Here is a 24,307-nt window from a genome sequence, read left to right as displayed (position 1 = left end):
GTTTCGCCGACGGCGGCCCGGCTGACCGCCGGTGGCGATCCCGCAGTCCGGGACGAGCGGGCCGGGAATCGCGCGTTCTACGGGGGCGGGAATCGGGCTTTTCGGGGACGGGCGGTGCGCCGTCCGGACACCGTGCGGCGCCCGGGTGAGGTTGCTCATCTCCGCTGCCCGGCCGGCCGGCCGATGGGTCAGGCCAGATGCCCACGGCCTGTCCTTCAGGGCGGGCCCGACGTGAGGAGACCCTCATGGCCGAACGACATACTCGCCGCCGCACCGGAGACCACCGTCCGGACCGCGGCAGCCACCCCCGTCGCACCACCCTCAGGCAGCTCCTGCGCCACGGCGCCGCCGTCGCCGTCCTCGGCGCCGGTGCGGCCCTGATGCCGCAGGCCGCCGCGACCGCCCACGGACCAGTGGCCGCGCACCAGGCGGCCGTCCCGAAGTCACCGGCGCGCGCCACGTCCGCCGCCGCGAAGAAGCTCACGGCCCCCGCCGCCGGGAAGCTCAAGGCCCCGGCCGCCAAGAAGCGCACGGCCCGCGCCGCCAACACGCCCAAGGGCGCCCGCGCGACGGCCCGCGTGATGGTCGCCCAGCGCGGCTGGAGCACCAAGCAGTACAAGTGCCTCGCCAAGCTGTGGCACAAGGAGAGCCGCTGGCGGGTCACCGCGAAGAACTCCTCCTCGAGCGCCTACGGCATCCCGCAGGCGCTGCCCGGCCGCAAGATGCGCTCCGCGGGACGCGCCTGGCGCACCGACGCCGCCACCCAGATCAGGTGGGGCCTGCGCTACATCGAAGGCCGGTACGACACGCCGTGCCGGGCCTGGGGCCACAGCAGGTCCACCGGCTGGTACTGACCTTCACCACAGTGGACGGATCCGCCGGTCAGCGGGGCGGCAGCGTGCCGGTGAGGCGCTGGATGGCGTCGAGCAGACCCGAGCGGGTGAACGGCTTCTCCAGCAGCACGCTGTTGGCGTCCAACTGGATCTGCGGCCCGAGCGCGGCGGCCGTGTAGCCGGACATGTACACGACGGGCAGGCCGGGGCGGTGCGCGCGCAACGCCTCGGCCAGTTCCGGTCCGGTCATGTTGGGCATCACCACGTCGGTGATGAGCAGGTCGGGCTTGGCACCGTTGCGCACCGCCTCGACCGCCGTACGGGTGTCGGTGGACACGGTGATGCTGTAGCCGGCGGGCTGCAGCAGACGCTCGACGAGCCGCGCCACGTCGGGCTGGTCCTCCACGATGAGCACGTCCTGCACCGCGGTCGCGACGGCCGGTGCGGCGGTTTCCCGATCCGGAGTCTCGTCCACGGCGGGCAGGTACAGGTGGACGGTCGTACCCATCCGCGGCTCGGACTCCAGGGTGATGGCCCCGCCCATGCTCCGCATGATCCCCGCCGTGGTGGCCAGCCCCAGCCCCGCCGAGGTGGGCCGGGTGGTGAAGAACGGCTTGAACGCGCGACGCCGCGTCTCGTCGCTCATGCCCACGCCCGTGTCGGAGACGGCCAGGTGCACCACCGGGCCGGTCAGCGGCGTCCCGGCGAGATCGCCCGCGCCCAGCTCCAGGTTGCTGGCGGTCACCCGCAGCACCCCGCCGTGCGGCATGGCGTCGCGCGCGTTCGCCGCGAGATTGACCAGCGCCTGCTCCAGGGGCCCGCGTTCGGCCCGCACCGGCCGCGAGTCCGGGCCGAACGAGATCTCCAGCGTGATGTGCTCGCCGAGGGTACGGCTGAGCAGCGCCTGCATCTCGTTGAGCAGGTCCGGGACCGGCACGACCTCCGGGCGGTTGCCGGCGGTCCGGCCGAACGCCAGCAGCTGGTGGGTCAACGACCGGCCGGTGGCCGAGGCGCGCACGATGTCGGAGGCGAGCTGGTGCTCGGGTGAGCCGGGTTCGACCGTCGAGGCGATCATCTCGGCGGAGCCCGCGACCACGGTCAGCAGGTTGTTGAAGTCGTGCGAGATGCCGCCGATGAGCTGGCCCAGGCTGTCCAGCCGGCGCAGATGATCGAGTTGCCGCTTCAGGATCCGGGCGTCCACCTGGTCGGTGGTGTCGGTGATGATGCACAGCGACCCGCCGGTGGAGTCCGGCTCCTCCGGCTGCGGCACCATGCTGACCCGGACCCGGCGGCGCGAGCCGTCCGCGCGGATCAGCTGCGCCGCCCCCACGGTCGCCCGGCCGGCGCGGCTCTCCGCGAGGCGCTTGGCGAGCTCGGCCTGGCCCCGGTCGTCCAGGAAGCCGCGCATGGGCAGCCCGGCCAGCTGCGGGCTCGGCAGGCCCAGCATGACGCCGACCGGCTCGTTGGCGTAGGTCACCATCCCGTCGGGGTCGAGCTGCAACACGCCCTCGGGGATGGTCTCCAGCACCCGGCGGTACCGCTCCTCGGCGGCCCGCAGCCGCTCGTGCGACTGCGCCGAGGACAGCCCCAGCGACAGCTCCCCGGCGATGTCGCGGGCCAGCTCCACGTCGCCCGCCGAGTAGCGGCCGTTGGGCTCGGTGCGGGCCACGATGAGGTAGCCGGCGTACGCGTCGTCGACGACGACGGGGCACAGCACGGCGGCGTGGACGCCGGGACCGTCCTCGTGTACCGAGCGCGTTCCGGCCAGTTCGGTGGCCTGCTCCGGCGTCACGGGCGACAGCACGATCGGCTGCCGAGTCGCGATCATCGTGGTGGAGTGGGCGTCCCGTGGCGGCATGCCGCGCCGGTCCAGCGCGTCGGCCAGCAGCCGGCGCCGGGCGGGATCGGGGTGATGGACGGTCATCGCGTCGTAGCAGCCGTCGTTGTCCAGCAGTGCGACCCCGGCGCCGTCGCCGACCATGTCCACCGCCGCCCGGATCACTGTCTCCCGCACGGTTCGGGCGTCGGCACTGGCCTGGCCGAGCCTGAGCGCCAGGTCGGCCAGCGCGTACCGGCGGGGGTGTGCCATCGCCGTCATGTCCGTACTATCCAGCCTCGGCGGCCACGGGGGCCCCGGTTCGCCGAAACTGCAACCAGCCCGGACGCCCGGACAGATCACCGGCGGTCACAGGAACTCGCGGCGGTACAGGTCGATCAGCTCGGCGTAGTGCGGGCCGATGCTGGCCACGTACACCTCGTCGAAGCCCGCGTCGGCGTACGTCTTGAGCTGTTCGGCGTGCTTGGCCGGGTCGGGCCCGCAGGGCAGCGCCGAGCGGGTCATCTCCGGCGTGACCAGCGTCGCGGCCTGCTCGAAGTGGCGCGGCGACGGCAGCACCTGGGACAGCTCGCCGGGCACCCCGGCGGTGCTCCACAGGCGGTGGGCCGTCTCGACGCCCTCGTCCTCGGTCCGGGCGTAGCAGGCCTTGAAGGCGCCCTGCGCGGGTCTGTCGCCGCCGCCGAGCTGCCGGAACTTCTCCAGCAGGTCGGCGTTGGGGCTGGTGGAGATGTAGCCGTCGCCGATGCGGGCCGCCACCTCGATGGCCTTCGGGCCGAACGCCGAGACGTACACCTTCGGCGGCTCGGGCGGCAGCGTGTAGATCCGGGCCTGCTCGACCGTGTAGTGCTTGCCGTGGTGGGTGACGAAGTCGCCCCGCCACAACCGCCGCATGACGTCGACGGCCTCCTCCAGCATGTCGAGGCGCTCGTCGGCGAACGGCCAGCGCTCGCCGGTGACGTGCTCGTTCAGCGCCTCTCCGGTACCGACGCCGAGGACGAACCGGCCGTCGTGCAGGACGGCGCTGGTCGCCGCGGCCTGCGCGGTCACGGCCGGGTGGATGCGCATGATCGGGCAGGTCACGGCCGTGGTCACCGGGATCGTGACGACCTGGCTGAGTGCCCCGATGATCGACCAGACGAACGGGCTCTGCCCCTGGGCGTCGTTCCACGGGTGGTAGTGGTCGGAGATCCACAGCGCGGAGAAGCCCGCGTCCTGCGCGAGACGGGCCTGTTCGATCAGCTGGGCGGGCGTGTACTCCTCGCAGGAGAGGAAATATCCGATTCGCATGACCCTGCCGGTACCCGGTTTCCGGTCATCGAAGCGTCACCGCGTCGCCCACCTCGGCGGCCGCCGCCAGCACCTCCTCCACCCCGATGGCCCGCAGCGCCGGATGCACGCCGGGGCCGGGCCGGTCGCCCGGCTCGCTGCGCGTGCCCCGCCACAGCGCCCGATGGTACGGGCGGTCCGGCGGCCCCCACCGGGCCGGCGACATCGGGCCGAACAGCGACACCGACGGTGTCCGGTACGCGGTGGCCAGGTGCGCGACCCCGGTGTCGCCGCTGATCAGCACGCGGGCGTGGGCGATCAGGGCGGCCAGCTCGGCGAGGCCCGTCACGGGGGCGGCCGAGGCGGGCAGCCCGGCGCGCCGCGCCACGCGTACCCGAAGGTCGTGCTCGGCCGCGGAACCCGTGACCAGCACGCGGTGGCCCGCCGCGCGCAGGCGCCGGGCGACGGCCGCGAAGCGGTCGGCGGGCCAGCGCCGCGCGGGCGACTTCGCCCCCGGATGGATGATCGTGACGCCGTGCGGCACGGGCCGCCCGGGCACGGCCAGCGCCAGATCGCCCTCGTCGGCGGCGACGCCGTGGTGGCGCAACAGCCGGCACCAGCGGTGCACCTCGTGTTCCGCCTCGTTCCACACCGGACCGTCGAGGTGCCCGGCCTCGGCGCTGGCGAACGCCCACAGCTCGGCGGGGGCGGCGGCGCGCAGCAGCCGGTGCGACTGCGGGCCACGGCCGTGCAGGTTGACCGCCAGCCGGGGCGGGTCGAGGCGCCAGCGGCGCGGGGCGAGCCCGTCGGTGGGCACGACCCGGTCCACGCCGCCGATCAGGTCGACCAGCGGCGTCAGCCAGGGCGGCGCGGCCAGCAGCAACGGCTCGCGGGGAAACGCGGCGCGCAGGGCGCGCAGCGCCGGGACGCCGGTGGCCAGATCGCCGACGCCCAGTGCGCGCAGGGCCAGGATCACGGGTACGACGTCTCGGTCTCGGCGGCCACGACCAGCTCCCGCACGGCGCAGCCGGGCGGCTGGCTCAGCGCGAACAGCACCGCGGCCGCCACGTCGGCCGGGTCGTTGAGGACCGCGTCCGGGCCCGGCCGGTACCGCTCCTCGCGGTCGTCGAAGAACCGGGTCCGCATCCCGCCGGGGATCAGCAGGGTGACGTTGACCTGGCCCGCCAGCTCGGCGGCCAGGGACCGGGTGAAACCGACCACGCCGAACTTCGCGGCGCAGTAGGCGGTGGCGTCGCCGACCGCCTTGACGCCCAAGGTGGACGCCACGGTCACCACGTTGCCGTGCGAGGCCTTCAGGGCGGGCAGCGCCGCCCGGATCACCGCGGCGGGGGCCAGCAGGTCGACCGCGACGATCCGGTCCCAGGTCTCGCCGGGAACGTCGGCCAGCGCGCCGGGTACATCCATCCCGGCCGCCGTCACCACCCCGTCGATGCCGCCGCCGGCCAGCTCGATCGCCTGCCGGGTGGCCGCCTCGGCCGCGCGGGTGTCCGCGAGATCGCACTGCACACCGGGTACGCCGTCCGGCGGGGGTTGCCGGTCGATGACCACCGGGCGGCCGCCGGCCTTGGCGACCGCGTCGACGACCGCCGCGCCGAGCCCGCTGGCGCCACCGGTGACGAGCACCGCGTCCATGTACTACCTCCTGCTTCCGGCCGCGGCACGGGCCGCGGCGATGGTCCGGGTGGTGGAACGGCCGTCCAGGTACGGCACGACGACGGTCTGCCCGCCCCAGCGCCGTACGAGGTCGGCCTCGGGCAGTTCGGGTCCGCCGTCGGCGTAGTCGCCGCCCTTGACCCACACGTCGGGGCGCAGCCAGGACAGCACCGCCTCGGGGGTCGGCTCGTCGAACACGACCACCGCGTCGACGCAGTCCAGGGCGGCCAGCAGGCGACACCGGTCGGCCTCGGCGGTCAGGGGGCGGTCGGGGCCCTTGAGGCCGCGTACCGAGGCGTCGCTGTTGAGGCAGACGATCAGGCAGTCGCCCAGTTGCCGGGCCGCGCGCAGGGTGGCCAGGTGGCCGGCGTGCAGCAGGTCGAAGCAGCCGCCGGTGGCCACCACGGTGCCGTGGCGGGCGCGTACCTCGGCGACCAGCCGTCCGGCGTCGTCGGCGCCGATGCGTTCGGCCGCCGTGGCCTGCCGGGGCACGGGCGGCGGCGCGGACACGTACGTCGTGGCCGCGGCCACGGCCTGCTGCACCGCCTCGGAGACCAGGGCGCCGTCCGCGAGGGCCAGCGCCGCCGTGACGGCGAACCGGTCGCCCGCGCCGCATGTGTCCCCCACGGTCACCGCCGGGGCGGGCACGACCAGCGGCGTGGGCCCCGCGTGGCAGAGCACCGCGCCCTCGCCGCCGCAGGTGACCGCGACGGCCCCGGCCCGCCAGCGCTGCCGCAGCAGGTGACCGGCCCGCTGGGCGGTGGTCAGCGACGAGCCGCCCCCGGCGTCGCCGGACAGCGCGCACACCTCGGCGAGGTTCGGTGTGACCAGGCGGGCGTCGGGCACCGGCGGCGGCCCCTTGGGATGCGGATCCCAGACCACCGGTGCGGTGGCGTCCGCCAGCGCGGCCCGCACCGCCGGATGCCGGGCGACGCCGCGACCGTAGTCGCTGACCAGGATCGCGGTGGCGGTCCGCAGCACGTCGAGCAGGGCCGGTGGCGCGTCGCCGGGCGGCTGCGGGTCGCCGCCCCGGTCCAGGCGCAGCAACACCTGGCCGTGGGCGCGCAGCCGGACCTTCTCCGGGGTGGCGCCGGGCAGCGGCAGGGCATGCACCTCCACGCCCGCCGCGGTAAGCAACTCGCAGAGCCGGGCGCCTGCCGCGTCGTCGGCCAGCGCGGTGACCAGCGCGACGCGGTGGCCGTCGGCGGCCGCCAGCAACGCGGCCAGCCCCGCCCCGCCGGGCCGCTCACGGACGTGCTCCTCGTCCAGCACGGGCGCGGGTGCGTCCGGGGCGATCCGGCGGACCGCGCCGTCGACATCGCGGTCGAGAAGGGTGTCACCGACGACGACCAGCCTGCTCATGCCTGTCCTCCCGCTCTGCCCCGGCCCGGCGGCCACGGCCGACAGGGTCCGGTCGACGTACTCGCACATCACGTGCACCGCGACCAGCTGCAGCTCCTGCACCACCTGGCTGTCCGGCGACGGGCAGCGCAGCACCTCGTCGCAGGCGTCGCCGACCGGGCTGGCGCCCGCGCCGGTCATCGCCCAGGTCCGCATCCCGCACTCGCGCGCCGCCCGCGCCGCCGCCACCAGGTTGGGGCTGCGGCCGCTGGTGGTCAGCAGCAGCAGCACGTCGCCGGGACGGCCGTGCGCGCGCACCTGCCGGGCGAAGACCTCCTCGTAGCCGTAGTCGTTGCTGATCGCGGTCACCGCCGCCGAGTCCGGGGTCAGCGCGATCGCCGACAGCGGGGCACGGTCGTCGCGCAGCTTGCCGACCAGCTCCGCGGCCAGGTGCTGGGCCTCGGCCGCGCTGCCGCCGTTGCCGGCGACCAGCAGGCGCCCGCCCCGGCTCAGGTGCCGGGCCAGTTCGGCGCCCCAGCCGGCCAGCCGGGCCGCGACCGTCCGGTACGGACCGAGCGCGGCCCCCAGCTCCGCCAGGTGCTGATCCAGCGCGTCCATCACACCCCCACCTCGGCCGGTGCGCCCACCGACACGGCCGCGTACACGTCCGCCAGCCGGTCCGCGATCCGCGACCAGGAGTAGCGGTGCACGGCCCGGTCCACCGAGGCCGCCCTGTACGCGTCGCGCCGGGTGTGGTCGGCCAGCAGGCGGCGTAGTGTGCGGGCCAGCCCGGCCGGGTCGCGGGGCGCGACCAGCTCGCCGGTCACCCCGTCCACGACGGTGTCGACGAGGCCGCCGACCGCCGAGCCGACGACGGGCACACCGCACGCCATGGCCTCCAGCACGGTCATGCCGAACGGCTCGTACCAGGGTGTGGCGGCCAGCAGGTCGGCGGAGCGGTACCACGCCGGCATGTCCTGGGCGGGCACGCCGCCCACCAGCCGGACCCGGTCGGCCACCCGGCAGCGCTCGGCGACCTCGCGCAGCCGGACCGCGTACGGGTCGGCCGCGAGCTGACCGGCGGGCGGGCCGCCGACCACCACCAGCTCGGCCTTGGGCACCCGGGCCAGCGCGTGGATCAGGTCCTCGACGCCCTTGCGTTCGACCAGGCGGGTGACGGTGAGGATCCGGGCGTGGCCGGGGCCCCGGGGCACCGCCTTGCCGGTGGGCTGGAAACGCCGGACGTCCACACCGGACGGCACCAGGGCCAGGTGGTCGCGGGGCACACCCAGCCGGACCAGTTCGCCGACCTCGTCGCGGCACTGGGCGATGACGCGGTCGACCACGCGGCCCAGCGTCCGTTCGTACCCGATGCGCTGTGCCGGGCTGGTGTCGGCGGCGCCCTGGTAGCGCCGCTTCACCGAGCCGAGGGCGTGATAGGTCTGCACGACCGGCAGCCCGCGGGCGCCGGCGGCGCTGACCGTGGCGAGCCCGCTCATCCAGAAGTGCGCGTGCGCCACGTCCGGGCGCCAGTCGCCGGACCACTGGCCGGCCAGCCAGTCACCGAAGGCGCCCATGAACGGCAGCAGCTCGTCCTTGGGCAGCACGCTCGGCGGCCCGGCCGGTACGTGCACCACGTTGACGCCGTCGCCGAGCCGGACCATCGCGGGCAGGTCGGGACTGTCGCGCCGGGTGTAGACCCGGATCTCGTGGCCCGCCGCCGCCAGCGCCCGGGACAGCTCGGCGACGTGCCTGTTCTGCCCGCCCGCGTCGACCCCGCCGAGCGTGGCCAGCGGGCTGGCGTGTTCCGAAATCATCGCGATGCGCATGTCTCCTCCTCCAGCAGCCGGTCCCAGTCCGCCAGGAACCGGTCCAGCCCGTAGCGGGTCAGGGCGACCTGCCGGGCGCGGTCGCCGAGGCGGCGGGCCGCGTCCGGGTCGTCGAGCAGCCAGTGAGCGGCGTCGATCAGGGTGTCGACCCGGGTGGACAGGACACCGGCGTCGGGCGGCACCGCCTCGACCGCCTCGGTGGTGGCCAGGGCGAGCACCGGCATGCCCATCTGCATGGCCTCGATCAGGCTGAGCCCGAGCGAGGTCCACCGGCACAGGTGCGCGTAGGCGCGGCGGCGCGCGACCTGCTCGTGCATCTCGCGTTGCGGGGGGTCGTCGTGGACGGTGATCCGTTGCCCGGCCAGGCCCGCCACGCCCATCCCGAACACGTCGAGCGGCGCCACCGCGGCGAACCGGTCGAACAGGTCGGTACCGGTGACCCGGCCGCGCCGGACCGGCTCGTTCGTGACGACGGCGAGGCGGTCCAGCTCGCCGCTCCACCGGGCGGCCGGTTCGACGACACCGTGTTCGATCACCGTGGTGCGGGTGCCGCCCGTGTCCCAGAACAACTCGTTGAAGTGGGTGACGTGGGCGATCACCAGGTCGTCCCGGCCGGCCGCCGGGTGCCGGGTGTTCGGGACGTCCCCCTTCGGGGTGTTGTGCTCCACATAGATCACCGGCAGGCCCGGTGGCACCAGCGCGAGTTCCTCGGGCCGCTGCACGATCGCCACGTCGGCGTCGCGGATCTGATCCAGCGGCAACTCCTCGGCGCTGGACGGCCAGTCGAAGGTGCGGGCACGGCCCCGGCCCCAGGCATCGCGTCGCTGGTTGACCGGTATGAGGTAGCGGTGCTTGCCCTGGACGAACGCGGTGGTCCAGGAGCCGTGCACGTGCCAGAGCAGGATGTTCACGCCGCCACCTCCGCGGTGTCCGTGGCCTCGGTCGCGGCGCGCAGCCTCGCCACGGCGGCGACGACCTCGGCCGGGTCGATCGTCGCCAGGCACGGGTGGCCCGGCACCGGGCAGCGCGTCGCGCGGGTGTCGCGGCACGCCGCGTCGGGCCGGCCGAGCCGCACGTGCGGCACCCGGTAGGGACCCCACTTTCCGTACGGCACGGTCGGGGCGAACAGGCTCACCACGGGGGTGCCGACCGCGGCGGCCAGGTGCGCGGGCCCGGTGTTGCCGGTGACCACACAGGACGCCCCGGCCAGCAGGGCGGCCAGCTCGGACAGCGACGTGCGCCCCGCCGGTTCCCCGGCGGTCCCGGCGACGTCGGCGGCCAGCCGCCGCTCCCCCGGTCCGCTGGTGACCAGGACCCGGTTTCCCGCCGCCGCCAGCGCGGCGACGGCGCGGCGCAGGGTGTCCGGCGGGCACGCGCGCGCCTCGACGCTGGCACCGGGATGCACCACGACGTAGCCTCGCGCGCCGGGCCGCGGGGCGCCCGCGGTGACGCGCAGCGCGCCGTCGTCGCCCGGGGGCAGGGCGAAACCGGCGGCGGCGGCCACGCTGCGGGCCCGTTCGGGCTCGGGCACGGCCTCGGGTACGCGGTGCCGCACGTCCAGCAGGGAGCCCGGGTAGTCCTCGCTGATCGCGGTGATCCGCCCGATCCCGGCGACGCGCAGCAGCAGGGCCAGCGGCAGCGCGGACTGGTGGAACGACGTGAAGATGACCGCCTCGTCGGCGCAGGTGGCGCGCAGGCGCGTGGTGAGCGCCGCGATGTCGCGGGCGCGGATCCGGTCGGGCTGCGGGTCGATCCACGGCAGTTCCCACTCGACGATCTCGTCGACGCCGGGCAGCAGGGCGGCGGCGGCGCGGCCGCGCGGCCCGCACAGCAGCACCACGCGTTCCGCGCCGGCCGCCACGGCCCGGATGGCCGGCCCGGTGAGCAGCAGATCGCCGGTCGAGTCGGAACGCGCCAGCAGCACGGTGCCGGCCGGTCCGCTGCGGGCCGCCGGCCGGAGCAGGTCCTGCCGGTGCAGCAGCAGGTCGGCGGCGGCGCCCAGGTCGGCGGCGACGGTCGGTGCGGCGGCGACCTCGTCGGGCCGGGTCACCGGCGTCGGCACCAGCACGCCGGTGGCCCCGGCGGCGGCCGCGGCGCTCATGTCGCGTCCGATGTCGCCGACCACGGCGCACCGGTTCGCGGTGGTGCCCAGCGCCCGGGCGGCCGCGGTGATCAGGCCCGGCGCGGGCTTGCGGCAGCCGCAGCCGGCAGCGGGCCCGTGCGGGCACACCTGCCAGGTGTCGAACGGGCCCAGCAGCTCGTCGACCCGGCGGTTGACGGCCGCCAGTTGCGCCGCCGTGAAGCGGCCCCGGGCCAGGCCGGACTGGTTGGTAACCACGCCGAGGCGCAGACCGGCCGCGCGCAGCCGGTCCAGGGCGGCCCGCGCCCCCGGCATCGGGGTGACCCGCGCGGGGTCACCGTTGTACGGCACGTCGACGATCAGTGTGCCGTCCCGGTCGAACAGCACCGCGTCGTACAGGGGGCTCATCGCAGCGCCTCCGCCGGAAGGCGGACCGGTTCCGCTGGTCGCCGGGCCGCGCGCGCCGTGACCGGCAGGGGCCGGGCCCCGCGCCACCGCCACCATCCGCGCAGCCAGTGCGCGACGGCCAGCGGTGGGATCACGGCGCTGGTGGCGAGCATCGTCAGGATCTCCCGCCGGTCGCGGGGACCCGGGACGATCCGGGCCACCGCGAACTCGGCGGTGCCCGCCGCCCAGGCCGTGGCGGCCAGCAGCGCGGCGCCGCGCCACCGCCGGCGGCCGGTGGCGAGGGCGGCCAGCGTCGCACCGGTCGCGGCGAGCCCGGCGGCGGTGATCGCGGCGTGCCGGTGCCGGCGCCCGGCCGGCAGCTCCAGCACGTCGCGCCACCGCCTGCCGTAGAGGCGGCGCAGCAGGGCGTCGTCGGCGTTGCCGCGCTGGCAGCGCACGCTCACCCACGGATCCTCCGGCCGCACCGGATGGGTGGTACGCCGCCCGCCGCGCCGCAGCGACCAGCCGGAGCGCCGTACCCGAAGGGCCAGTTCGGCGTCCTCCCGGAACGCGCGCGGCAGGCGCTCGTCGAAGCCGCCGACGCGCTCCAGCGCGGCGCGGCGGTACGCCATGTCCGCGGTGATCCAGGCGCCGTCGGCGAGTCCCGCGGTCACCCGCTCCCAGTCGGTGGGCCGCCGGCCGTCGGGCAGCGGCACCCGCAGCTCGCCCTGCACGCCGCCGACGTCGTCGGGCGCCCCGGCGAGGTCGGCGGCGAGGTCGTCGAGCCAGTGCGGCCCGGGCACCACGTCGTCGTCGAGGAACGCGACCCACTCGTGGTGGGCGGCCCGCCAGCCGGTGTTGCGGGCGGCGGCCGGTCCCCGCCCGTCGCCGCAAAGCACGGTGACCCAGTCCGGCACCGGCAGCGGACCCTCGGGTGCGGTCCGGTCGTCCACGACGAGGACCTCGGCGGGGGGATTCGCCGCCAGGGCGTCCAGGAGACGCCCGAGGCACGGGCGGCCCACCGTGGGCACGACGATCGTGACGTCGGTCATGCGGTGCCTCCGGCGCTCACGCGGCCGAACGTCCGTCCCCGGTGGACCGCGAACGGGCCCATCGCCAGCAGGTCGACCGGGGCGGAGCCGAACAGTTCCATGGCCTCGCGCGGGGTGTCCACCATGGGACGTCCGGCCGTGTTGAGCGACGTGTTGACCACCACCGGCAGGCCGGTGTGCCGCTCGAACTCGGCCAGCATCTCGGCCACCAGCGGCTCGGTCTCCGGGTGGACGGTCTGCACGCGGGCGGTGCCGTCCACGTGGGTGACGGCCGGGATGCGGTTCCGCCAGGGTGGCCTGACCCGGTGCACGAACAGCATGTACGGGCTCGGGCAGACCCCTTCGAAGATCTCGGCGAACCGTTCGGCCCGCACCATGGGGGCGATCGGGCGGAACTGCTCGCGGCCCTTGACGTCGTTCATCCGGCGCTGGGTGTCCGGGTCGCCCGGGTGGGCCAGCAGGGAACGGTGCCCCAGCGCGCGGGGGCCGTACTCGGAGCGGCCCTGGAACCAGGCGACGATGCCGTTGCCCGCCAGCACCCGGGCGGCCTCGGCGGCGATGGAGTCGGGCCGCTCGTAGGGCAGCGCGGCCCGGCGCAGTTCGGCCTCCAGCTCGGCGTCGCTCCAGCCCCGGCCGAGCGCGGCCGTGGTGAACTCGGCGCGGGCCCCGGCGACGGCGAGGGCGGCGCCCAGCGCGGTGCCCGAGTCACCGGCGGCGGGCTGCACCCACACCCGGTCGAACGGGCCCTCGGCGGCGATCCGGGCGTTGGCCACGCAGTTGAGCGCGGTGCCGCCGGCCATGGTGAGGGTGGCCGGGCGCCCGGCCGCGTCGTACGTCCAGCGGGCCAGGTCGAGCATCACCTCTTCCAGCCGGGTCTGCACGCTGGCGGCCAGGTCGGCGTGCGCCTCGGTGAGTTCGCCGTCGGCGGGGCGCGCCTTGGCCAGGGCCGCCCAGTCGATCCGGTCCACGGTGAAACCGCCCTCGCCGTCGGCCCGGACGAGGTCGCGGAGCATGCCGAGGAAGCGGGGCGTGCCGTACGAGGCGAGGGCCATCACCTTGTACTCGTCGCTGGAGTGCAGGAAGCCGAGGTGCCGGGTGAGGTCCTCGTAGAGCAGGCCCAGCGAGTGCGGCAGTTCCTGGGTGCGCAGCACGGTCAGCTCGCCGTCGCGGTAGGCGCCGGCCAGATGGCTGGCGACCTCGCCGCGCCCGTCGAGCACGAGCACGGCGCTGTCGCCGGTCACCGACAGCCCGGCCGACGCGGCGTGCGCCACGTGGTGCGGCACGAAGCGCACCTGGTCGGGGTCGAGGCCAGGCAGCGCGGTGGCGAGGAACTGCGGCGCGCGGCGGGCGTAGTCGCGCCGCAGATGGTCGGACGGATCGTCGAGGCCCAGCGACGCCGCGTCCCGGGTCAGTGACGGATCGAAGGAGTACGCGACCGCGTCCAGGTCGCCGGGGGTTAGCCCGCCGGCCTCCAGGCACCAGGCGGCGGCCAGTTCGGGCAGCTCCCACGCGGCGTACGGGACCGGCCTTTTGCCGTGTTTACGGCGGCTGAACCGTTCCTCCTCGGCGGCCGCGACGACCTGGCCGTCCACCACCAGCGCGGCGGCGGGGTCGTGGAAGATCGCGTTGATTCCCAGCACTCGCATGTCGCGGCGGATACCCGTGGTTCAGCGACCTAACCGCTTGATCACCGACTTCTCCGGGCGGCCCCACCTGCACTGATAAAACCTCCTACGAGGAGTTTCAGATCATCTTCAGCGGGCAAGCGGGCGACCATGTTCGAGGTGCGGCAGCTCATCGCAGGCGTGTGGGGACCGGGTGGCTCGGGCCGCCGGCTCACCGTGGAGAACCCGGCGGACGGCGGTTCCGTCACCGTCGTCCCCGTCTCGGCGGACGAGGACGTCCACGCCGCGGTCCAGGCCGCGCGCGCGGCCGCGCCCGGCTGGGCGGGCACCCCCGCCGCCGCGCGCGGCTCGGCGCTGCACGCCGCCGCACGCGCGGTCGAGTCGGCCGCGGACGACCTGGCCGCGCTGATGTCCGCCGAGATGGGCAAGCCGGTCGACGGCGCCCGCGAATCGGTCGCGGCCGGGGTCGGCACCCTGCGCCAGTACGCCGAACTCGGCCCCACCCACCGCGGGCGCGCCCTGGCCGGCGACGACGCGGCACTGGACCTGATGACCTACCGGCCGCGCGGCGTCGTCGCGGTGATCACGCCATGGAATGATCCGGTGGCGGTGTCGTGCGGCCTGCTGGGCGCCGCGCTGGTCACCGGCAACGCCGTGATCTACAAGCCGAGCGAGCGCGCCCCGGCGACCGGCTGGCGGCTGGCCGAGCTGCTGGCGCCGCACGTCCCGCCAGGCGTCCTGGGCCTGCTGCACGGCGACGGCCCGGTGGGCGCCGCGCTGGCCGCCGCCGACGTCGACGTGGTGGCCCAGGTCGGCTCGACCGCCACGGGCCGGTCGATCGCGGCGGCCTGCGCCCGCACCGGGGCCAAGGCGCTGCTGGAGAACGGCGGCAGCGACCCGCTGATCGTCGACGCCGACGTGGACCCGGGGTGGGCCGCCGAGCAGGCCGCGCTGGGCGCGTTCGCCAACTCGGGGCAGATCTGCGTCGCCGTCGAGCGGATCTACTGCCACCGTACGGTGATCGAGCCGTTCCTGGCCGCGCTGGCGGCCGAGGCCGACCGCTGGCGGTCACAGCTCGGCCCGCTGGTCGACCGGCGGCTGCGCGACACCGTCGACCGGCAGGTGCAGCACGCACTCAAGGACGGCGCCCGGGCGGTGCGTGGCGGTGCGGTGCCACCCGGGCCGGGCGCCTGGTATCCGCCCACGGTGCTGGAGGGATGCACCGACGACATGGCCGTCATGCGCGAGGAGACGTTCGGTCCGGTCGCCCCGGTGGCCTCGGTCGGATCCTTCGACGAGGCGCTGCACCGGGCGGCCGACTCGCCCTATGGGCTGGCCGCCACGGTGCTGACCGGCTCCATGGACCACGCGTGGCGGGCGGTCCGGGAGCTGCCCGCCGGCACGGTCAAGGTCAACGCGGTCTTCGGCGGTGCCCCGGGCGGTGCCGCGCATCCGCGCCGCGGCAGCGGACAGGGCTTCGGGTACGGCCCGGAGCTGCTGGACGAGATGACCGTGGCCAAGGTGGTCCACCTCGAAGGGCCGCCGTCGGGCTGGTGAGCCCCGGTCAGGCCGCCTGCTCGGCGGTCCGGCGCGGGACGGGCAGCCGCAGGGTGCGGCCCTTCGCCCGAGCCAGGGCGTACGCACCGCCGAGCGCCGCCGCCGTGGTGGCCGCGCCGGCCAGCAGCAGGGCGCCGCGCGCGCCGAGCGTGTCGGCCAGCCAGCCGATGGCGGGCGCGCCGACAATGCCGGACAGCGAGGACACGATGCCGAGCGTGGCCAGCACCCGGCCGCGCATGTCCTCCCGGGTGTCGAGCTGGACGCGGGTGGACACGACCGTGTCGAAGACGACCGCCCCCGCCGCGATCGGCAGGATCAGGGCGGCGAAGCCGAGCACGTTCGGGGCCAGGGCCGAGCAGAACTGCAGGACACTGATCATGAATCCGCTGGCCAGCAGCATCCGCAGGGTGGATCGGCCGGTGCCGGCCAGCAGCAGCCCCCCGGCCACGGCGCCCACCGCGAACACGGTGGAGAGCAGACCGTACGAGCCGGGGCTGCCGTGCAGCGGGCCGGCCACCATGGCGGCCATCGTGACCTGGTAGTTGCGGCCCAACGCGCCGAGCACGAAGGAGAGCGCCAGCACGATGAGCACCACGGGCTGGCTCAGCACGTACCGGACACCGGCGCGCACCCCGCCGTCACCGGGCGCCGCCAGCGGCATGGCCCGCAGGTCGGCGGTGCGCACGGCCGCCAGCGCGCCGATCACCACGAGATACGACAGGCCGTTGATGCCGAACAGCACGCCCGGGCCGGTCAGGCCGACCAGCACCCCGCCGAGCGCCATGCCGCCGATCCGGCCCGCCGAGCTGAGCACCGAACCGAGCGCAAGCGCCGAGCCGAGCGCCTCGCGCGGCACCAGCGCCGCACCGAAGCGGCCCAGCACCGGGCCCTCGAACGCGGCGATCACGCCGGAGGCCAGCGCCACCGCGAAGATCAGCTGGGGTCGGGGGTGGGCCAGCAGGGCCAGCGCCAGGGCGGCCCGCAACGCCTGGGAGGCGATCAGCACCGGACGGGCGGGCAGCCGGTCGGCCAGCGCGCCGCCCCAGCCGCCCAGCACGAGCACCGGCAGGGACTGCAGCATGACCACGATGCCCATGGTCGCGGCGGAGCCGGTGGTGGACAGGATCAGCCAGTTCAGCCCCAGCACCTGCATCCAGGTGCCCCCGGTCGACACGAGGTCGGCCGCGGCCCAGAGTCGGTAGTTGCGCTCCCGGAGCGGCGCGAACAGCACAGCGGCGGACCCCCACAGACAAGTGGCGCCGCGTCTCGGCGCCACGTGCCTGTTCGGGAAGCGCCCCGCAGCCGCTTCGGAGGCCCGGGCATGAACTACCGAACCGCAACCGGTCGAGGGTCAACTACGCGGTCATCCGCCGGCCGCTGATCTCGCGCAGACAGTCGTTGATCATGCCGGCGTCGATCACCTGCCAGCGCCGCCCGTACGACGGATCCTCCTCGCGGTCGGCGTGCGACCGGTCGCGGATCACCGGCAAAAAGTCAGTCGCCGATGAAGATCAGTTGGCGATGGTGTGGTCGTCCTGGCGCTGCCCGCAGCAGGTCAGCCAGAGCGATGATGCGCGTGGCGGCTGTGGCCACCTCCGGGTCGGGGTGATCGGCCGCCAGCGTTGCTAGTTCCGAGACGAGCCTGTTGGCTTGCCGGGAGTTGAAGTAGGTGTCGTCGGTCTCGTCGACTCCCGCGAGCAGCGGATACCGGGCTGGATCATTGGCCGCGTGCGCAGCGAGCCGGTTGACACCAACGGCGCTGTCGAGCGTGTCGACGACCTCCCCGGTGTACTCCTGGACTCGAACATCGATACCCACGACGCCATTGTCCGGGATGGTCATGATCCGGTCGACCACGGGGGTCAGGAGGTGCCGGAGATCCTTACCGCCGTGCCAGGCGACGCCCCACCGGTTCGGCGTCGGCGGCAGGACAACGTCATGCCCCGCGCGCCGATCCGCCGAAACGCTGGCCCGGGACCAGCCGGGTGATTGCCCCGGTCCACCCGGGGTACACCCAGGGGCTCGGACCGAGAAAGGAAGTCAGCATGACGACCGCACGCGAGATCATGACACCCGACGTCACGTGCATCGGGGAGCGGGAGACCCTGGCCGACGCGGGCCGCAAGATGGCCGACCTCGACGTCGGTTCGCTGCCGATCTGCGGCGAGGACAACCGGCTCAAGGGCATGCTCACCGACCGCGACATCGTCACGAAGGCGGTCGCCCAGCACCGCAACCCCGAGGAGATGACCGCGGGCGAGCTGGCGCAGGGCAAGCCGGTCACCATCGGCGCCGACGACGACGTCGCCGAGGTGCTGCGCACGATGGCCAGTCACAAGGTGCGCCGGTTGCCGGTGATCGACGGCCACCAGCTCGTCGGCATCGTCGCGGTGGCCGATGTGGCCCGGGCCCTGCCGGACCGCCCGGTGGGCGACCTGATCGACACCCTCAGCAGGTAGCGGCGCACGCGGGGATTTCGCCGTCGCGCCGGCGGGTAGCAGACATTCATGGCTACCAGGAGAACGCGTCCACAGGAGCTGGACGCCGAGCACCGTAACGCGTTGCCGGACACCAGGTTCGCCTTCCCCCGGGTGCGCAAGGAGCCGTTGACCGACGCCGCGCACGTACGCAACGCCATCGCCCGCTTCGATCAGGTGCGTGATGTCACCGACCGGGAGCGCGACGAGGCGTTCCGGCGGATCCAGCGGGCCGCGCGCAAGTTCGGTGTGCAGATGACGGAAAGCCGGTGGCAGGAGCTGGGCAAGCCGTCGGCGACCAGGAAGTCGTCCGACAAACCCCGGACACCCACCAGGGCCGAGCTCGCCGCGTCACCGCGAGCCCAGCGCTCGAAGGCCGAGTTGTACGCCGAGGCCCGCCGCCGCGAGGTGAAGGGCCGTTCCACGATGACCAAGGACGCGCTGCTGCGCGCCCTGCAGAGCGGCTGACCGAACGTCCGCCGCGGCCTGGGGAGGCCAGGGGCCCATGGGATCGGCACTGCCGCCCGTCCCATGGGCCCCCGCTCTGTGCGCCACTACCGGGCCGTGAGCTGCCTGGAGGAGAGAACTTTGGCCCAGGCTGCCCGGTATTCACCCGGGAACGCCGTCCCCAGGTGTCCCGGACGGGCCGCGTGGGTATGCGCAGGCGCAGCCGTTCCGTCACCGAGGAGGCCACCATGCCGGGGCGCACCGCCCGTACCGTCGTGATCACGGGGGCCAGCGGCGGCATCGGCCGCGCCACCGCCCGGCGGCTGGCCGCCCGCGGCGACCGGCTGGTCCTGCTGGCCCGGGGCGAGACCGGACTGGCGGCCGCGGCGGACGAGGTCACCCGGGCGGGCGGCACCGCCCTGCCGATCGCCGTCGACGTCGCCGACGCCGGGGCGGTCGAGGCGGCGGCCGCGCGGGCGGAGGGCGAGCTCGGCCCGATCGACGTGTGGATCAACAACGCGTTCACCTCGGTGTTCGCGCCCTTCACCCGGATCGGCCCGGCGGAGTTCCGGCGCGTCACCGAGGTCGCCTACCTGGGCTTCGTGTACGGCACGCGGGCCGCGCTGGACCGGATGCTGCCCCGCGACCGGGGCACCATCGTCCAGGTCGGCTCGGCGCTGGCATACCGGGGCATTCCCCTGCAGACCGCGTACTGCGGCGCCAAGCACGCCATCCAGGGCTTCACCGAGGCGCTGCGCTGCGAGCTGCTGCACGAGCACAGCCGGGTACGGGTGACCATGGTGCAGATGCCCGCGCTGAACACCCCGCAGTTCGGCTGGGTCCGCTCCCGGCTGCCGCACCGCGCCCAGCCGGTGCCGCCGATCTTCCAGCCCGAGGTGGCCGCCCGGGCGATCGAGTACGCCTCCGACCACCCCCGGCGCCGCGAGTACTGGGTGGGCGGGTCGACCGTCGCCACCCTGCTGGCCAACGCCGTGGCCCCCGGGCTGCTGGACCGCTACCTGGCCCGCACCGGCTACGCCTCCCAGCAGACCGGTCAGCCGCACGACCCGGAATACCCCGGAAACCTGTGGAAGCCCGCCGACCAGGACGTCGACCACGGCGCGCACGGGGCATTCGACCGGCGGGCGCACCGGCGTACCGCTCAGTTGTGGGCCTCCCAGCACCACGGCCTGCTGGCGCTCGGCGGCGCGGCCGCCCTGGCCGGGGCCGCCGCCGCGCTCGGCCGGGGCCGGCGTCGCGGCTGACGGCACGGTCCCCCGCACGGCGGGCCGCGCGAGGGACCGGCGATCAGGGCCGGCCTCGATCAAGACCGGTCAGGGCCGGCTCCGGTCAGGGCTGGCGCAGTTCCACCATGCCGTCGCGGACCCGGGTGGGCAGGGTGGGCTGATCGCTGGCGGCGGGGCCGTGCACCACCGCGCCGTCCGCCAGCCGGAACGTGCTGCCGTGCCAGGGGCAGACCACGCAGGCGTCGGGCCCCTCGCCCACGATGTCGCCCTCACCGAGCGGGCCGGTCTCGTGCCCGCACCGTTCGATCAGGGCGCAGACCCGGTCACCGGTCCGGTACAGCAGGACCGGCACGTCGCCGACGGTCCGTACGGTGGGTTTGCGGTCGGGCAGGGACGCCAGGGAGCCCACCGCCGTCCAGTCCGCCGGGACCCGCGCCAGCTCCGGCACGGCCTGGTTGGTGCCGGCACCCTGCGCGAACGACAGGTGGCCGCCGAGGAACGCGCCGAGTCCCGCCGCCGACAGACCGGCGAAACCCAGCAGCCGGCCCCGGCCGTCGCGGCCGTTCAGGCGCGCGACCAGCGACGCGGCGTACAGGCCCACCGCGACCGTGTTGGCGGCGGCATGCACCAGCCCCACCCGGCGCCGGTCCGGCGTCATCTGGGACCAGTCGAGCAGGCCGGCGGCGACCGCGGGCGCCACCGAGCCGGTGCCGACCGCGATCAGGGTGGTCGCCGCCCGGCGGCGGCCGGGCATCAGGTCGAGCACGGCCGCCGACAGGAACGCGCCGATCGGCACCTGCACCAGCGCCGGGTGCAGGGGATGGCCGAGCCAGATGCCCTGCAGCAGGTCACGCAGCCGCTGCGGCCGGACCACCTTGGTGACGGCCGCCTGCAACTTGTCGCTGACCGGGTCGAGCGAGCGGGCTTCCTGGAGCCTGGTGAGCGTCTGCATGACTTGCCGGATTCCCCCGGCTGCGGGACGGAAAACACCCGTCGCGGTAGCCGGATCGGGATGGAATGACCATGGCACTACGCTGACGCCGTGGGACAGGGATTACGCGACGACGAGCGGCTGCGTCGCCTTGAGGCGGTCACGGACGCCACCCTGTCGCGCCTCGAGGTCTCCGACATGCTCGACGAGCTACTCGAACGCGTCCGCGACCTGCTGAACACCGACACCGCCACGATCCTGCTGGTCGACCCCCACTCCCAGCAGCTGGTCGCCACCGCGGCCAAGGGCCTGGAGGAGGAGGTACGCCAGGGCGTACGGATCCCCATCGGGCGGGGCTTCGCGGGCCGGATCGCCCAGACCCGCCAGCCCGCGCTGCTGGCCGAGCTGACCAGGGACGACGTCTTCAACCCGATACTGATCGAGAAGGGCCTGCGGTCGTTGCTCGGCGTGCCGATCTTCGTCGGCGGCGAGGTCATCGGGGTGCTGCACGTCGGCACCATGAGTCACCGGGAGTTCACCGACGAGGACCTCAGCCTGCTGCAACTGGCCGCCGACCGCGCCGCGGTGGCCGGGCAGATCCGCAGCCGCAAGGTCGAGCAGACCGCCGCGCTGGCGCTGCAACGCAGCCTGATCCCGCCGACGCTGCCCCGGATCGACGGGTTGGCGCTGGCCGCCCGGTACGTGCCCGGCCACGAGTTCGGCATCGGCGGCGACTGGTACGACGTCTTCGCGCTCCCGTCCGGCTGGCTCGGCGTGGTCATCGGCGACGTCGCCGGTCACGGCCTCGCCTCGGCGGTCGTGATGGGCCGGGTCCGCAGCGCGCTGCGGGCGTACAGCCTGCTCACCTGCGACCCGGGTGAGGTGTTGACCATGCTCGACCGCAAGGTCCGCCACTTCGAGGCCGGCAGCCTCACCACCGCCTGCTACGTGATGATCTCCCCGGACCGGGGGACGCTGCTGCTCTCCACCGCCGGGCACGTGCTGCCGGTGCTGGCGGCGCCGGACGGGCCCACCACCCTGATCGACGCCCCGGTCGACCCGCCGCTCGGGGTGGGCCGGACCGACGGCGGCCGGCACACGACCAGCCTGGAGCTGCCGCCCGGAGGCCTGCTGGTGTGCTACACCGACGGTCTCGTGGAGCGCCGGGGCGAGGTCATCGACGTCGGCCTGAACGCGCTCGTCGACGTGGTCAAGGCGGACGATCCGGAATCGGTCTGCCGCACCATCATGAACGTCATCGGGCTGACGAAGCCGACCGATGACATCGCCCTCCTGGCCATCCGGCGCGATCCCGACGACGCGTGACCTCACGCGGACTCCGGCCGCTCCAGGCCGGACTCCGCGAAGGCACCACGGTCTGATAGCGCACGTTAGAGGCACGGCGGTCCGGGTAACTGGAGCGAATCGGACACCCAACCTCGCTAGGAGCCGGTCTGATGGATCCCCGCAAGCCCGTCGAGGCGGTCAAGGAAGCCGTGCAGCACGCCGCCGCCAAGCTCACCGACGCCGCCACGCCCCGAGTGCCCGGAGCGCCCGGCAGCGGCACCCCGGCGCTGGCGGAGCCGACCGAGCCGGCCGAGCCGCTGCCGCCCAAGCCGGAGCAGGGCACCCCGGAGCCGCGCACTCCCACGGGCGCGGTCCCCGGCTGCCCGGCCGCCGCGTTCGCCCAGCAGGGCGCCTACCTGACCACCGCCCAGGGGGCCCGGCTGCGCGACACCGACCACTCGCTCAAGGCCGGGGCGCGCGGGCCGATCCTCCTGCAGGACCACCACTTCCGCGAGAAAATCACCCACTTCGACCACGAGCGGATCCCCGAGCGGGTGGTGCACGCCCGGGGCGCCGGGGCCCACGGGGTGTTCACCGCGTACGGCACCGCCGAGGCGATCACCCGGGCCGGGTTCCTCAAGAAGGGGCGCGAGACACCGGTCTTCGTGCGCTTCTCCACGGTGCTGGGTTCGCGGGGCTCGGCCGACACCGTGCGCGACACCCGCGGCTTCGCCACGAAGTTCTACACCGACGAGGGCACCTTCGACCTGGTCGGCAACAACATCCCGGTGTTCTTCATCCAGGACGCGATCAAGTTCCCGGACGTCATCCACGCCGCCAAGCCGCACCCGGATCGGGAGATCCCGCAGGCGCAGAGCGCCCACGACACGTTCTGGGACTTCGTCTCCCTGCACACCGAGGCGCAGCACCACACCATGTGGAACATGTCCGACCGGGGCATCCCCCGCTCGTACCGGACCATGGAGGGGTTCGGGGTGCACACGTTCCGGCTGGTCAACGACGCCGGTGCGACGGTGCTCGTGAAGTTCCACTGGAAGCCCAGGCTGGGCGTGCACTCGCTGCTGTGGGAGGAGGCCCAGCTGATCAGCGGGGTCGACCCCGACTTCCACCGCCGCGATCTGTACGACGCCATCGAGGCCGGCGCGTACCCGGAGTGGGAACTGGGGCTGCAGGTGTTCCCCGACACGCCCGAGGAGACGTTCGCGGGCATCGACCTGCTCGATCCGACCAAGATCGTGCCCGAGGAGCTGGCCGAGGTGCAACGCGTCGGCAAGCTGGTACTCAACCGCACGCCGAGCAACTTCTTCGCCGAGTCGGAGCAGGTGGCGTTCCACCTGGGCAACCTGCCGCCCGGCATCGACGTGACCAACGACCCGCTGCTGCAGGGCCGCCTCTTCTCCTACCTGGACACCCAGCTGACCCGGCTGGCCGGACCGAACTTCCCGCAGATCCCGATCAACCGCCCGCACGCCGGAGTCAACGACATGCTGCGCGACGGCTTCCACCAGCACGCCGTGCACGCGGGCGTGGCGCCGTACCGGCCGAACTCGCTGGACGGCGGCAACCCGTTCGAGGCCGGCGACGACGAGAACGCGTTCGTGGACGTGCCCGTGCGGGTCGCCGAGGCGCCGAAGATCCGGGCGAACCCGGTGTCCTTCGCCGACCACTTCAGCCAGACCCGCCTCTTCTGGCAGAGCATGACGCCGGTCGAGCAGGAGCACATCGTGCACGCGTACACATTCGAACTGGGCAAGTGCTACGAGCAGGCCATCAAGGAGCGGCAGGTCCAGTGCCTGGCCGACATCGACCCGGTGTTGTGCGAGCGGGTGGCGACCGGCCTGGGCCTGCCCGTACCGAAGCCGACGACGCCGCTGGCCGAGGTGGTGCCCAGCCCGGCGCTGTCGCAGGTGGGTGCGCAGTGGCCGGCCGAGGGCCGGATCGTCGGCATCGTCGTCGGCCCCGACGCCGACCTGCCCGGGGTGACCGCGGTGCGGGAGGCCGCCTTCGGTGCCGGGCTGGTCCCGCTGGTGATCGCGCCGCACGGCGGGCAGCTGGGTGACCTGACCGTGCAGCGCACGTTCGACACGGCCCGGTCGGTGGAGTTCGACGCGCTGCTGCTGGCCGCCGCGCCCGCCCCGGCGCCCGGCGCGGTCCGCGACGCCAAGGCGGGCACCGCGGACCCGGCGCCGATCGACCCACGGGTGCTGCGCCTGGCCGAGGAGGCGTGGCGGCACGCCAAGGCGATCGGCGCGTGGGGCGACGGCACCGCCGTCCTGCGGGCGGCGGGCATCGCCGGCACGCCCGGCGTGATCTCCGCCTACGCCGGCCCGGACACCTTCGCGGCGGTCCAGGAACTGCTGGCCACCCACCGGGTGTGGCAGCGCTTCGCGAGCGTCTGACTCCGACGCCGGTGGTC

The 24,307-nt window shown here is 74.7% G+C and carries 21 protein-coding genes and 1 pseudogene; 7 read left to right on the top strand and 15 right to left on the bottom strand.

The features are described 5' to 3' along the window. Positions 1–245: 245 nt before the first annotated feature. Complete coding sequence (locus tag EV385_RS29700; RefSeq protein ID WP_130512459.1) at positions 246–854, top strand: aggregation-promoting factor C-terminal-like domain-containing protein; 609 nt, start codon at positions 246–248, stop codon at positions 852–854. 28 nt (positions 855–882) lie between these two features. Here the strand turns inward: EV385_RS29700 and EV385_RS29695 are convergent, their stop codons facing one another. The 11 genes and pseudogenes from EV385_RS29695 to EV385_RS29650 form a co-directional block, all read right to left on the bottom strand. Next, entirely contained in the window at positions 883–2,931 is a 2,049-nt protein-coding gene (locus tag EV385_RS29695) for a hybrid sensor histidine kinase/response regulator (protein WP_130512458.1), read from the bottom strand. Between the two features lie 87 nt (positions 2,932–3,018). Then, the gene (locus EV385_RS29690; RefSeq protein WP_130512457.1) at positions 3,019–3,957 is read right to left on the bottom strand and encodes a TIGR03557 family F420-dependent LLM class oxidoreductase; all 939 of its coding nucleotides are present in this window, start codon (positions 3,955–3,957) and stop codon (positions 3,019–3,021) included. A 25-nt stretch (positions 3,958–3,982) separates the two neighbouring features. Then, complete coding sequence (locus EV385_RS29685) at positions 3,983–4,912, bottom strand: glycosyltransferase family 9 protein (protein ID WP_130512456.1); 930 nt, start codon at positions 4,910–4,912, stop codon at positions 3,983–3,985. Further along, positions 4,909–5,589, bottom strand: coding sequence for an SDR family oxidoreductase (locus EV385_RS29680; RefSeq protein WP_130512455.1), 681 nt, complete (start codon positions 5,587–5,589; stop codon positions 4,909–4,911). Before EV385_RS29680 ends, EV385_RS29685 begins: the two co-directional genes overlap by 4 nt. Positions 5,590–5,592: 3 nt before the next feature. Continuing rightward, positions 5,593–6,972: a PfkB family carbohydrate kinase gene (locus tag EV385_RS29675; protein ID WP_242625372.1), complete on the bottom strand. Its 1,380-nt coding sequence runs from the start codon at positions 6,970–6,972 to the stop codon at positions 5,593–5,595. A gap of 18 nt (positions 6,973–6,990) precedes the next feature. Continuing rightward, positions 6,991–7,569: pseudogene (locus tag EV385_RS35415) on the bottom strand (D-sedoheptulose-7-phosphate isomerase); the annotation flags it as partial. After that, positions 7,569–8,780: a glycosyltransferase gene (locus EV385_RS29670; RefSeq protein ID WP_130512453.1), complete on the bottom strand. Its 1,212-nt coding sequence runs from the start codon at positions 8,778–8,780 to the stop codon at positions 7,569–7,571. The pseudogene EV385_RS35415 and the gene EV385_RS29670, both read right to left, overlap by 1 nt. Then, positions 8,765–9,691: a glycosyltransferase gene (locus EV385_RS29665; protein ID WP_130512452.1), complete on the bottom strand. Its 927-nt coding sequence runs from the start codon at positions 9,689–9,691 to the stop codon at positions 8,765–8,767. The genes EV385_RS29670 and EV385_RS29665 overlap by 16 nt, the downstream gene beginning before the upstream one ends. Then, positions 9,688–11,268: an HAD-IIIA family hydrolase gene (locus tag EV385_RS29660; RefSeq protein ID WP_130512451.1), complete on the bottom strand. Its 1,581-nt coding sequence runs from the start codon at positions 11,266–11,268 to the stop codon at positions 9,688–9,690. The genes EV385_RS29665 and EV385_RS29660 overlap by 4 nt, the downstream gene beginning before the upstream one ends. Continuing rightward, positions 11,265–12,299, bottom strand: coding sequence for a glycosyltransferase family 2 protein (locus tag EV385_RS29655; protein WP_130512450.1), 1,035 nt, complete (start codon positions 12,297–12,299; stop codon positions 11,265–11,267). The genes EV385_RS29660 and EV385_RS29655 overlap by 4 nt, the downstream gene beginning before the upstream one ends. Further along, positions 12,296–13,945, bottom strand: a complete 1,650-nt coding sequence (locus tag EV385_RS29650) for a carbamoyltransferase family protein (RefSeq protein ID WP_130512449.1) — start codon at positions 13,943–13,945, stop codon at positions 12,296–12,298. Before EV385_RS29650 ends, EV385_RS29655 begins: the two co-directional genes overlap by 4 nt. Before the next feature lie 129 nt (positions 13,946–14,074). Here EV385_RS29650 and EV385_RS29645 point away from each other — a divergent pair, with 129 nt between their 5' ends. Beyond that, the gene (locus EV385_RS29645; RefSeq protein WP_130512448.1) at positions 14,075–15,481 is read left to right on the top strand and encodes an aldehyde dehydrogenase family protein; all 1,407 of its coding nucleotides are present in this window, start codon (positions 14,075–14,077) and stop codon (positions 15,479–15,481) included. Between the two features lie 7 nt (positions 15,482–15,488). On the opposite strand, the gene EV385_RS29640 is transcribed toward EV385_RS29645, so the two are convergent. The 3 genes from EV385_RS29640 to EV385_RS29635 form a co-directional block, all read right to left on the bottom strand. Continuing rightward, complete coding sequence (locus EV385_RS29640) at positions 15,489–16,712, bottom strand: MFS transporter (protein ID WP_242625147.1); 1,224 nt, start codon at positions 16,710–16,712, stop codon at positions 15,489–15,491. 124 nt (positions 16,713–16,836) lie between these two features. Continuing rightward, positions 16,837–16,965: a hypothetical protein gene (locus tag EV385_RS35840; protein ID WP_278045015.1), complete on the bottom strand. Its 129-nt coding sequence runs from the start codon at positions 16,963–16,965 to the stop codon at positions 16,837–16,839. A gap of 10 nt (positions 16,966–16,975) precedes the next feature. Beyond that, the gene (locus EV385_RS29635) at positions 16,976–17,338 is read right to left on the bottom strand and encodes a hypothetical protein (RefSeq protein WP_130512447.1); all 363 of its coding nucleotides are present in this window, start codon (positions 17,336–17,338) and stop codon (positions 16,976–16,978) included. A 188-nt stretch (positions 17,339–17,526) separates the two neighbouring features. Between EV385_RS29635 and EV385_RS29630 the strand changes: the two genes are divergently transcribed. The 3 genes from EV385_RS29630 to EV385_RS29620 all read left to right on the top strand — a co-directional run bounded on the left by EV385_RS29630 (position 17,527) and on the right by EV385_RS29620 (position 19,670). Beyond that, positions 17,527–17,940 (top strand): CBS domain-containing protein, encoded by a 414-nt coding sequence (locus tag EV385_RS29630; protein WP_130512446.1) that lies wholly within the window; start codon positions 17,527–17,529, stop codon positions 17,938–17,940. A gap of 48 nt (positions 17,941–17,988) precedes the next feature. Continuing rightward, positions 17,989–18,426 carry a DUF6582 domain-containing protein gene (locus EV385_RS29625; protein WP_130512445.1) on the top strand — a complete coding sequence of 146 codons (438 nt, stop codon included), beginning with the start codon at positions 17,989–17,991 and terminating at the stop codon, positions 18,424–18,426. 227 nt (positions 18,427–18,653) lie between these two features. Beyond that, positions 18,654–19,670, top strand: coding sequence for an SDR family oxidoreductase (locus EV385_RS29620; RefSeq protein ID WP_130512444.1), 1,017 nt, complete (start codon positions 18,654–18,656; stop codon positions 19,668–19,670). Positions 19,671–19,755: 85 nt separating this feature from the next. On the opposite strand, the gene EV385_RS29615 is transcribed toward EV385_RS29620, so the two are convergent. Continuing rightward, positions 19,756–20,604, bottom strand: coding sequence for a Rieske (2Fe-2S) protein (locus EV385_RS29615; protein WP_130512443.1), 849 nt, complete (start codon positions 20,602–20,604; stop codon positions 19,756–19,758). 90 nt (positions 20,605–20,694) lie between these two features. Between EV385_RS29615 and EV385_RS29610 the strand changes: the two genes are divergently transcribed. Together EV385_RS29610 and EV385_RS29605 are read left to right on the top strand one after the other, a co-directional pair. Next, the gene (locus tag EV385_RS29610; protein ID WP_242625146.1) at positions 20,695–21,909 is read left to right on the top strand and encodes a PP2C family protein-serine/threonine phosphatase; all 1,215 of its coding nucleotides are present in this window, start codon (positions 20,695–20,697) and stop codon (positions 21,907–21,909) included. A gap of 131 nt (positions 21,910–22,040) precedes the next feature. After that, positions 22,041–24,290: a catalase gene (locus tag EV385_RS29605; protein ID WP_130512442.1), complete on the top strand. Its 2,250-nt coding sequence runs from the start codon at positions 22,041–22,043 to the stop codon at positions 24,288–24,290. Positions 24,291–24,307 lie beyond the last annotated feature (17 nt).

It is taken from the genome of Krasilnikovia cinnamomea (genome assembly GCF_004217545.1).
GTDB classification, from domain to species: Bacteria; Actinomycetota; Actinomycetes; order Mycobacteriales; family Micromonosporaceae; genus Actinoplanes; species Actinoplanes cinnamomeus.
The sequence above is the reverse complement of the archived record's forward strand: the minus strand, read 5'-3'. Positions and strand labels throughout refer to the sequence as shown.